Annotated in this window: 10 protein-coding genes and 1 rRNA gene (1 of these 11 cut by a window edge); 6 read left to right on the top strand and 5 right to left on the bottom strand. The window is 59.6% G+C overall.

The genetic code is table 11. The features are described 5' to 3' along the window. Positions 1-674: ribosomal RNA gene (locus CXQ82_RS09820) — 16S ribosomal RNA — on the bottom strand; it reaches 863 nt to the left of the window's first position. Positions 675-1372: 698 nt separating this feature from the next. Between CXQ82_RS09820 and rhtA the strand changes: the two genes are divergently transcribed. The 4 genes from rhtA (at position 1373) to CXQ82_RS09795 (ending at position 4181) form a co-directional block, all read left to right on the top strand. Beyond that, complete coding sequence (rhtA, locus tag CXQ82_RS09810; RefSeq protein ID WP_101268316.1) at positions 1373-2260, top strand: threonine/homoserine exporter RhtA; 888 nt, start codon at positions 1373-1375, stop codon at positions 2258-2260. Positions 2261-2423: 163 nt separating this feature from the next. Next, the gene (locus CXQ82_RS09805; RefSeq protein ID WP_101268314.1) at positions 2424-2705 is read left to right on the top strand and encodes a hypothetical protein; all 282 of its coding nucleotides are present in this window, start codon (positions 2424-2426) and stop codon (positions 2703-2705) included. A gap of 111 nt (positions 2706-2816) precedes the next feature. Then, positions 2817-3548, top strand: a complete 732-nt coding sequence (locus CXQ82_RS09800) for an SDR family oxidoreductase (protein ID WP_101268312.1) — start codon at positions 2817-2819, stop codon at positions 3546-3548. Between the two features lie 42 nt (positions 3549-3590). After that, positions 3591-4181, top strand: coding sequence for a 2-hydroxychromene-2-carboxylate isomerase (locus CXQ82_RS09795; protein WP_101268309.1), 591 nt, complete (start codon positions 3591-3593; stop codon positions 4179-4181). Here CXQ82_RS09795 and CXQ82_RS09790 read toward each other — a convergent pair. Beyond that, on the bottom strand, positions 4178-5164 hold the full coding sequence (locus CXQ82_RS09790) for a zinc-dependent alcohol dehydrogenase family protein (RefSeq protein ID WP_101268307.1): 987 nt from the start codon (positions 5162-5164) through the stop codon (positions 4178-4180). The genes CXQ82_RS09795 and CXQ82_RS09790 overlap by 4 nt on opposite strands. A gap of 115 nt (positions 5165-5279) precedes the next feature. On the opposite strand from CXQ82_RS09790, the gene CXQ82_RS09785 reads away from it, so the two are divergent. Beyond that, complete coding sequence (locus CXQ82_RS09785; RefSeq protein WP_101268305.1) at positions 5280-6188, top strand: LysR family transcriptional regulator; 909 nt, start codon at positions 5280-5282, stop codon at positions 6186-6188. Here the strand turns inward: CXQ82_RS09785 and CXQ82_RS09780 are convergent. The 3 genes from CXQ82_RS09780 to CXQ82_RS09770 form a co-directional block, all read right to left on the bottom strand. Beyond that, positions 6181-7989, bottom strand: coding sequence for an aminopeptidase P family protein (locus tag CXQ82_RS09780; RefSeq protein WP_101268303.1), 1809 nt, complete (start codon positions 7987-7989; stop codon positions 6181-6183). The two genes, CXQ82_RS09785 and CXQ82_RS09780, sit on opposite strands and share 8 nt — an antisense overlap. Before the next feature lie 28 nt (positions 7990-8017). Further along, positions 8018-9181 (bottom strand): cysteine desulfurase family protein, encoded by a 1164-nt coding sequence (locus CXQ82_RS09775; RefSeq protein ID WP_101268301.1) that lies wholly within the window; start codon positions 9179-9181, stop codon positions 8018-8020. A gap of 233 nt (positions 9182-9414) precedes the next feature. Beyond that, the gene (locus tag CXQ82_RS09770; protein ID WP_101268299.1) at positions 9415-9684 is read right to left on the bottom strand and encodes a hypothetical protein; all 270 of its coding nucleotides are present in this window, start codon (positions 9682-9684) and stop codon (positions 9415-9417) included. Between the two features lie 399 nt (positions 9685-10083). Between CXQ82_RS09770 and msuE the strand changes: the two genes are divergently transcribed. Further along, positions 10084-10647 (top strand): FMN reductase, encoded by a 564-nt coding sequence (msuE, locus tag CXQ82_RS09765; RefSeq protein ID WP_101273754.1) that lies wholly within the window; start codon positions 10084-10086, stop codon positions 10645-10647. Positions 10648-10656: the final 9 nt, after the last annotated feature.

Raw genomic sequence — 10656 nt, 5'->3', positions numbered from 1 at the left:
GAAATTCCACCACCCTCTACCATACTCTAGTCAGTCAGTTTTGAATGCAGTTCCCAGGTTGAGCCCGGGGATTTCACATCCAACTTAACAAACCACCTACGCGCGCTTTACGCCCAGTAATTCCGATTAACGCTTGCACCCTCTGTATTACCGCGGCTGCTGGCACAGAGTTAGCCGGTGCTTATTCTGTCGGTAACGTCAAAACAATCACGTATTAGGTAACTGCCCTTCCTCCCAACTTAAAGTGCTTTACAATCCGAAGACCTTCTTCACACACGCGGCATGGCTGGATCAGGCTTTCGCCCATTGTCCAATATTCCCCACTGCTGCCTCCCGTAGGAGTCTGGACCGTGTCTCAGTTCCAGTGTGACTGATCATCCTCTCAGACCAGTTACGGATCGTCGCCTTGGTGAGCCATTACCTCACCAACTAGCTAATCCGACCTAGGCTCATCTGATAGCGCAAGGCCCGAAGGTCCCCTGCTTTCTCCCGTAGGACGTATGCGGTATTAGCGTCCGTTTCCGAACGTTATCCCCCACTACCAGGCAGATTCCTAGGCATTACTCACCCGTCCGCCGCTCTCAAGAGAAGCAAGCTTCTCTCTACCGCTCGACTTGCATGTGTTAGGCCTGCCGCCAGCGTTCAATCTGAGCCATGATCAAACTCTTCAGTTCAAACATCTTTGGGTTTTTAAGAAACCCTAAACTTGGCTCAGCAATCGTTGGTTACATCTTTGATTTCTCGCGGAGTAACTTGTGATGCTGATAATCTTGTTGACTATCAGTCTGACTCCACAAGCACCCACACGAATTGCTTGATTCAGTTGTTAAAGAGCGGTTGGTTAAGATCTTTCGTCTCAACCGAGGCGCGCATTCTACAGCAGCCTCATTTGCTGTCAAGTGATTATTTTCAGAAGCTTTCGAAGAATTCTTCAACAACTTCAACCACTTGCGCTTCCGATCTCTCGTCAGCGGGAGGCGAATTCTACAGCGTTACACGCTGCTGTCAACACCTCTTTTTCTCCGCTTTCGACCGAGAAGATCGAAACGTTAATAGAGCCAAACAACACCGCTCTACCAACTCCTTCTGGGCTTCGATGAACTGAAGCAACTCGCTGTCGAATCCTGCATAACTACTTGTTTACCAAGGAGTTTTCCGTTCCGACTGCGCCGGAAGTGGGGCGAATTATAGGCTTCCAGAATCTGCCGTCAACCCTTAATTCATCTTTTCTATCAAAGAGCCAAAAACCACCGGCTCCGCTCTATATAAGCAGTCAAAGAGGGATAATTGAGCAATATATTGCTCAACGCGAAACACTTAAGCATCATAGTGGCTTCTGTTTCCTTATATGACTTCGGACGAACACCCCCAAATGACCACCACCCCTCGCAGCCTGGCCTCGGCATTGTTCCCTGTCGGCCTGCTGTTGATCGCCATGGCTTCCATCCAGTCCGGCGCCTCGCTGGCCAAGAGCATGTTCCCTGTCGTCGGCGCACAAGGCACGACCGCCCTGCGCCTGATTTTCGCCAGTGTGATCATGCTGCTTCTATTGCGCCCGTGGCGCGCCAAGCTGACCGCCAAATCCCTGCGCACCGTGATCGTCTACGGGATGGCATTGGGCGGCATGAACTTCCTCTTCTATATGTCCTTGCGCAGCGTTCCCCTGGGCATTGCAGTGGCCCTGGAGTTCACCGGCCCGCTCGCCGTAGCGATCTACGCTTCGCGGCGAGCGGTAGACTTTTTGTGGATTGCGCTCGCCGTCGTCGGCCTTCTTCTATTGATCCCCATGGGAGAAGCCAGCGCAGGTATCGACTTGTTGGGCGCAGGCTACGCACTGGGGGCAGGTGTCTGCTGGGCGCTCTACATCCTGTACGGGCAGAAGGCGGGGAACGATAACGGGGTGCAAACGGCAGCGCTCGGCGTGATGATTGCCGCATTGTTTGTCGCGCCTATCGGCATCGTCCACGCAGGCGCCGCCTTGTTGAGCCCCGCCTTGATTCCAGTGGCGATCGGCGTCGCGATTCTGTCCACCGCCCTGCCCTACACGCTGGAGATGGTCGCCCTCACTCGTCTGCCTGCCCGCACCTTCGGCACCCTCATGAGTATCGAGCCGGCTTTCGGCGCGCTTTCCGGGCTGCTGTTTCTGCAAGAGCATCTGTCGCTGGCGCAATGGTTGGCCATTACCTGCATCATCCTGGCGTCGGTTGGGGCGACGGTGACGATGCGCAAGGAGTCAGCGCCGCTGGTTCCAGCAGATTGAAACATCTTTGAATGTAGCTCTGGTATTTGCCGCTCATTTAGGCCATGTTTAAGCCGTAAACGAATGTCATTCATGGAGAATTTCGACAAGGACAGCGCGAACGCTACACTCGAGAGCGAGTAGAGCCAGCTTCAAGCATAAAGAAGCGGCTATAAGGATAGGAATGAAGCGAATTTTGATACTTTTGATGGTCCTGGCCATTGCTGGCTGTGCCGCTACCACCAGGACCGAAGTAAAACGGGGCAAAAAAGGGCTGCATATCAACTGTTCCGGGCTGTCTTCCTCGTGGGACCAGTGCTACACCAGCGCAACCAATTCGTGCGGCGCCAAGGGCTACCGGGTTATCGCCAAGTCCGGTGACAATTCCGAGGAACCAGGGGACTACCCCTTCGGCCTCAACCCTGCCGGCTACACCAGCCGCAGCATGATCGTCATCTGCAAATAATTGCCCGAGCAGTCCACTCGCGACTGCTCATATTAAATTCCTGATACAAACCCGCCCCTTCACGGCGCGGCGACTAGACTCCTGCTCGAGATTCGAGCCAACGGAGTTCCCATGACGCACAACAACAGAATCGTATTGGTAGTGGGCGCCGGTGATGCAACCGGCGGCGCCATCGCCAAACGCTTTGCCCGCGAAGGCTATGTGGCTTGTGTCACCCGCCGCAGCGCCGACAAATTGCAGCCCCTGGTCGACAGCATCCGCTCAGCCGGCGGCGAAGCCCATGGCTTTGCCTGCGATGCGCGTAAAGAAGACGACGTGATCGCGCTGATCGAACAGATTGAAACCGAGCTGGGTCCGATTGAAGCGTTTGTGTTCAACATCGGCGCCAACGTGCCCTGCAGCATCCTGGAAGAAACTGCACGCAAGTATTTCAAGATATGGGAGATGGCGTGCTTCTCCGGCTTCCTCAATGCGCGTGAAGTGGCCAAGCGCATGGTCACGCGCAATCGCGGCACGATCCTGTTCACCGGCGCGACCGCGGGCCTGCGTGGCGCCGCCGGGTTTGCCGCCTTCGCCGGCGCCAAGCACGGTATTCGCGCCCTGGCACAAAGCATGGCGCGGGAACTGGGCCCGATGAATATCCACGTGGCCCATGTAGTGGTCGACGGCGCCATCGATACCGACTTCATTCGCGACAATTTCCCGCAAAAATACGCCCTCAAAGATCAGGACGGCATCCTCAACCCCGAGCACATCGCTGAGAACTATTGGTACCTGCACAGCCAGCCGCGCGATGCGTGGACTTTCGAGCTGGACCTGCGCCCCTGGAATGAACCCTGGTAAGCGCGTCCCGCCCAAAAAAACAATAAGCAGCGAGCATCGACCATGCGTAAAACCCTGGAATTCTTCTTTGACCTCGGCAGCCCCGCCACCTACCTGGCGTACACCCAACTTCCCGCACTGTGCGCGGCAACCGGCGCACAGCTGGTGTACCGGCCCATGCTGCTGGGTGGCGTGTTCAAGGCCACCGGCAACGCCTCGCCGATCACCATCCCGGCCAAAGGTCGCTACATGTTTGACGACCTGGCGCGCTACGCCCGGCGCTACAAAGTCGCGCTGACTTTCAGCCCGCACTTCCCGATCAACACCCTGGTGCTGATGCGTGCGATCACCGGCGTCCAACTGCATCAGCCGGAACGCTTCACAGCCTTGCTGGATTGCCTGTTTCGCGCGCTCTGGGCAGAGGGCCGCCACTTGGGCGACCCCGCCGTGGTAGCCGCCGTGCTCACCGAACATCAGTTTGACCCAGAGCAAATCCTGGCCTTGGCCAACGACGAAAACGTAAAAGCCGCCCTCAAGAGCAATACCGAACAGGCGGTTCAACGCGGCGTGTTCGGTGCCCCCAGCCTATTTGTAGGCAACCAGCTGTTTTTTGGTCAGGACCGTCTGGAATTTGTGCGCGAAGCCTTGAGCTAGATCTCGATCGCCAAGCGCCCTTGCGCGCCGCTTATGAGTAAATCGTAAGCGGCGTTTGCTGTTTGCAGGTCGAATCGCCGCCCATCCATGATGGGCTTAAGCTTACCGGCATCAATCAACCACGCCGCCTCGGCAAGAATCTGCCCATGGTGCTCACACCCCTTGCCGGTGAGCAGTGGCAACAACGTGAATACGCCAGAGTAAGTCGCCCCACGAAACGATAACGTCGCCAGGCTGTGTTGCCCCCAACCCAGGCAACTCACTACATGGCCCTGATACACCTTGGCGGCGCGGAACGATGCATCCAGGGTTTGCCCGCCGACGGTGTCATACACAATGTCGAACCCCTCACCCGCCGTGTACTGGGCCACGTACTCTTCGACCGTCTGCTGTTGATAGTCGATAAAGGTCGCCCCGAGGCTTTCGATGATCGCTCGATGCCTGGCCGACCCGGTCGCATACACCTCGGCGCCATAGGCAACTGCCAACTGCACCGCGACATGCCCTACACCGCCCGCGCCACCCTGGATCAACACTTTATGGCCTAAACCTACATGGGCGCGGTCCACCAGCCCCTCCCATGCAGTGATCAGCACCAATGGCAACACGGCGGCCTCATGCATGTTCAAGGTCTCGGGCTTTTTCGCCAGCAAACGCGCATCGACCACCGCGTACTCGGCCAGCGAACCCTGCACACCGCCGATCCCGGTGGCCAACGCATACACCTCATCGCCCACTCGCCACTCACCGGCGTCAGGGCCTACCGCGTCGACAGTACCTGCCAGGTCCATACCGAGCACCGCCGGCAGAGGTTGCCTGGCATGGGCCGCCTGGCCGGCGCGAATTTTCCCATCCAGCGGGTTCAGGCCGCTGGCCCGAACCCTCACCCGCACTTGCCCGACACCGGGCACCGGCTTGGGCATCAGCGTCAGTCGAAACGGCGCGTCTATGGCATCCACAATCAGAGCCTGCATATCGGTCATGTTGGCGATCTCGCGTCAGTGAAGAGTGAGGCCATCATCCACGTGTAGATTCATGCCGATAAGACGCCAAAACGCTATAGTGATCATGCCTATCCGGCATAAATCGGACAGCCTCATGGACAAACTCAATGCAATGGCGATTTTCGTTCGCGTGATCGAACGCGGCAGTTTTTCCGCCGTCGCCCGGGAAATGCACACCACCCAACCCACCATCAGCAAGGTACTACGCGCTCTGGAAACCGAGTTAGGTGGCAAGCTGATTTCCCGCAGCACGCGCCAGCTTTCACTGACCGATGAAGGCCAGCGGTACTACAGCCATTGCCGCGAAATCCTCGCCGCCGTGGATGCCGCCGAACACAGCTTCCAGACCGGCCGAGAAACCATCGCCGGCCCACTGCGCATCGGCTCATCCGTAAGTTTCGGACGCCAGCAGATCGCCGCGCGGCTGAGCGGTTTCCTGCAGCGCTACCCCGACGTCCAGGTAGACCTGCAACTCAACGACCAACTGCAGGATATGCTCAGCGAAGGCCTGGACGTGACCCTACGTATCGGCGAGCTGCGCGACAGCAGCTTGATTGCCCGCCGCATCGGCACCACCCACCGTGTCACCGTGGCCAGCCCCGATTATTTGGCCCGGCACCCTGCACCGAAAACCCCGCAGGACCTGGCCCAGCACAATTGCCTGCTGTTCAACCTGCTCAGCAGCCAGAACCAGTGGGCCTACGACAAGAACGGGGTGCGGCAGACGGTGCGCATCACCGGCAACGCCCAGAGCAACAACTCGGAAGCGGTGCGGGAGATGGTGTTGAGCGGGCTCGGCATTGCGCTGTCGCCCGTGTGGCTGTTCTACCACGACTTGCAAGCCGGCCGCGTGGTCGCGCTGTTGCAGGATTACACCCCACAGTCACTGCCGATCCATGCGGTGTCGGCCGCCAACCGTCGCCAGTCGGCGCGGGTCAAGGCATTCGTCGACTACATCGCCGACGCCCTGGCCCAGGCGCCTGAACTGCAACCGATCAAATAGCCGCGGTGCGCACCTGCAACCACTCAAGCCCTGCGCCACTGAGCAACGGGCTCAGGCGTTCACGCACCTGCGCGTGGTACGCGTTGAACCACTCGCGCTCATCCGCCGTCAGCAGCGACGGCTCCAGGCAACGGGTGTCGATCGGGCACAAGGTGAGCGTTTCGAACTTGAGGAACTCACCAAACTCGGTCTCTCCTGCCTCACGGTTCAACACCAGGTTCTCGATGCGCACACCCCAACGCCCCGGGCGATAGGTGCCCGGTTCAATCGAGGTGATCATGCCCGGCTGCATGGCGGTTTGCGGCGCAGCGACAGCCTGGTAGGCGATCACTTGCGGGCCTTCGTGCACATTCAGGAAATAACCTACACCGTGCCCGGTACCGTGGCCGTAATCCACGCCTTCGGCCCAGATCGGCGCGCGCGCAATCGAATCCAGCAACGGCGACAGAATGCCCTTGGGGAACTGCGCGCGCGACAAGGCAATCACGCCCTTGAGCACTCGCGTGCAATCACGTTTCTGTTCCTCACTCGGGGTGCCGATAGGCACCATCCGCGTGATATCCGTGGTGCCGCCCAGGTACTGGCCACCCGAATCGATCAGCAGCAAGCCATCGCCTTCGATCACCGCGTGTTCTTCTTCGGTGGCGTGGTAATGCGGCATCGCCCCATTGGCGTTGTAGGCCGCAATGGTGTTGAAACTCAGCGACACATAACCCGGGCGGCGGGTACGCGCAGCGGTCAGGTGTTCATCAATCGTCAGCTCGGTGATGCGCTCACGCCCCAGCGCCGTGTCCAGCCAGGCGAAGAATTCGCACAACGCCGCGCCGTCCTGCTCCATGGCCTGGCGGATATGTTCCGCGTCGGCCAGGCTTTTGCGCGACTTGGCCAAGGTCGTCGGGTTGAGCCCTTCGATCAGCTTGACCCCGGCGTCGAGGTTTTCCAGCAAGCCCGCCGTTACGCGAGCCGGGTCGACCTGCAGGCTGGCACCGGCCGGCACCGCGCGCAATGCATCGGCCACTTCACTGTAGTCGCGCAGGGTCACGCCGTCCTGCGCCAGCACGGCGCGCAACTCGGCATCGACTTTGCTCAGCGCCACAAACAGGGTGGCCTGCTGTTGATTGATCAGCGCAAAGGACACAAACACCGGGTTGAACGACACGTCGCCGCCGCGCAGGTTGAACAGCCAGGCGATGTCATCCAGGGTGGCGATAAAGTGCCAGTCGGCGCCCTTGTCTTTCAGGCTGGCGCGCAGCGCGGCGAGCTTCTCGCCCCGGCTGACCGTGGCTTGCGGCGGCAGGTGTTGATAGATCGGTTGGTTCGGCAGCGCCGGGCGGTCTTGCCAGACCTCATTGAGCAGGTCGATATCGGTACGCAGGCGCGCGCCGCGTTCGGCAAGCTTGCCGCCCAGGGTACGCGCCGAGGCCACGGCCATCACCGCGCCATCGACGGCCACCACGCCACCTTCGGGTGTCTGTTCGGCCAACCACTCCAGTGGGCCGGGTTGGCCGGGCTGCAGCTTGACCAACTCGATGCCGCTGCCCTTGAGTTCCTTGGTCGCCTGTTCCCAGTAGCGGCTGTCCGCCCATACACCGGCGAAATCCGCCGTGACAATCAACGTCCCCACCGAGCCGTGGAACCCCGACAACCACTGGCGCCCCTGCCAGTAACCGGGCAAATACTCGGACAAGTGCGGGTCGGCCGACGGCACCAGCAGGGCGTGAATGCCCTCGCGGCTCATCAGTTCACGGGTGTGCGCCAGGCGCTGGGGAACCGTTCCATGGGTCAAAGGCTGCGTACTCATTGTGTCTCCTGCTAACCACGAATAATTATTATGGGTTCGACCAGAACGCTGGTGCGCTGGCGAGTGCGGCCTTGATCAACTGCACGGCCTGGTCGATGTCCTGCTCGGTGGTAAACCGGCCCAGGCTCAAGCGAATCGTACGGCCGGCGCTGCGCGCGTCATGGCCCAACGCAAGCAGCACATGGGAAGGCGCGTTACTGGCCGAATTGCACGCCGACGTCGCGGAAAACGCGATACCCGCACTCAGCGCGGCAGCGTTGAACTCGCCCTCGCTAAAGGTGAGGCTGAGGGTATGCGCAATGCGTTGGCTCGGGCTGCCATTGAGGCGCACGCCGGCAACCGTTTGCAACTGGTCGAGCAAACGCTGGCGCAACGCGACAATCTTGGCCTGCTCTGCGCTGAACGACTCGGCTGCCAACGCGAACGCCGTGCCCATGCCCGCGATCTGGTGGGTGGCCAGGGTGCCGGAGCGCAAGCCGCCTTCGTGGCCACCGCCATGGATCTGCGCCAGCACCTTCTGCTGCGCCCGTGGCCCGACATACAGCGCGCCAATGCCCTTGGGGCCATACAGCTTGTGCGCGGAAAACGACATCAAATCCACCGGCCATTGTGCCAGGTCGATTACCACCTTGCCCGCGCCCTGCGCCGCATCCACATGCAACAACGCGCCGTGTTCACGTACACGGGCGCCGATGGCGGGGATGTCATTCAGGGTGCCCAACTCGTTGTTTACCAGCATCAGCGACACCAGGAAGGTGTCCTCGCGCAAGGCTTCGCTCACCGCGTCCGCACTGATCAGGCCATCCGCATCCGGCACCAGGTAGGTCACCGCCACGCCGGCTTCCTGCAATTGCCGTGCGGTATCCAGCGTGGCCTTGTGTTCGATCTGGCTGGTGATGATATGCCCACCCGCCACGCCACGCGCCTGCGCGACGCCCTTGATGGCCAGGTTGTTGGATTCGGTGGCGCCGGACGTCCAGACAATTTGCTCAGGGTTGGCACCGACCAGGTCGGCTACCTGGCGACGCGCCTGCTCGACCGTGTGCCGGGCCGCTTGGCCGAACGCATGGGAGCTGGACGCCGGGTTGCCGAAGTTAGCATTGAAACCCAGGCACTCGACCATCGCCTGGATAACTCGCTCGTCCACCGGGGTGGTGGCGGCGTAGTCGAAATACAGCGGACGTTTATTCATGACAATTAAGACTCGCAGAGCAGGTTCCCGAGAGCAGCGTCTCAGGGGCATTAGCCGGAACAGAGGTCGTCAGGTTTACCGGGTCGAATGCCATTAAAGAAGAACTACTTTATGTAAATGTGCGTAGGAACGCTCCTGAAATTCAGCTTAACAGGCTGAAGTCGCCCCATGGAAAACAAAAAGCCCGAGGTTCCTTAAGGAAATCCTCGGGCTGTTTGCCGCTGGGCGCAGGCTCAACTGGGACGGCCATGCAGGGTCACGCTGCGTTCAGCATTCATTTCGCCCTGGCGATCAAAGCCAAAGGGCTTCTGTGGCTGGCCAGTCAGTGCGGCGCGCTGCTGTTGGTATTCATCGAACGACAAGCCACGACGGCTCAGGGCTTCCAGCGCCAACTGCTTGGTTTCTTCGGCGGTATAGGGGCGTAATTCTGGCGAAGGATGGTTCGCACAACCAGCTAAGACAGCGGTGACAAGCAATACGGAAACAGCGAGGAATCGGTTCATGGTGAAAGCCCTGGGAAGGTGGTGTCGAGTCAATGAACACAGGCTACTCCCGCCGGATCGCAGCGAAAAATCACCCTCCCTGATAGTTGCTATCAACCGCCAAGGCACCTTCGATAGCCGCACCCGCATATTTCCTAATGATCTATAAATATGGAAATACGTTCATTTACGGAATAAATGTAACTGTCTATAAATGACTTCTCGGCTGACCGGCACTGTTCGCCCTGCAACTGTTGCCCCGGCAACAGCCATTCAACAAAACACCAGTCAGACAACATCGGGTTTTTTCAGCAGTGCGCCGCAGCCCTTGCCAATCAAGGCTTGTAGCCGTTGGTACAGCTCTTGCTCAACACGCTGCACCACACCTGCTATGCACCACTGTTGAAAAAGGAACTGTTCATGACCCGTCCCCTGAATGTCGTTGCCCTCTCCGGCGGAACCTGGCGCCCGTCCCGTACCCTCGTATTGACCCAAGCCGTGCTGGCCGAACTGGCCACCCTGCTGCCGATCCAGACCACCCTGATCGAACTCGGCGACATTGCCCGGCCATTGGGCGGTGCGCTGTCGCGCGACGAATTACCGGCCGAAGTCGAAACGCAACTGTTGGCCATCGAACAGGCTGACCTGCTGATTGTCGCCGCGCCGGTTTATCGCGGCTCCTACCCGGGCCTGCTCAAGCACCTGTTCGACCTGGTAGGCCTGAATGCCCTGATCAACACCCCGGTGCTACTCGCAGCCACTGGCGGCAGTGAGCGCCACGCGCTGGTACTCGATCACCAACTGCGCCCGCTGTTCAGCTTCTTCCAGGCACTGACCCTGCCGATCGGTGTGTACGCCACCGAGGCCGACTTCACCGACTACCAAATAACCAGTGAGCCCTTGAAGGGCCGTATACGCCTTGCGGCAGAACGCGCGGCCCCTTTGTTTGCCGCGCACTCCCCCTCTCTGCTGAAAATCGCTTAAGGATTGGTC

The sequence above is a fragment of the Pseudomonas sp. S09G 359 genome, assembly GCF_002843605.1.
Lineage (GTDB): Bacteria > Pseudomonadota > Gammaproteobacteria > Pseudomonadales > Pseudomonadaceae > Aquipseudomonas.
This window is presented reverse-complemented; position numbering and strand designations above follow the sequence as displayed.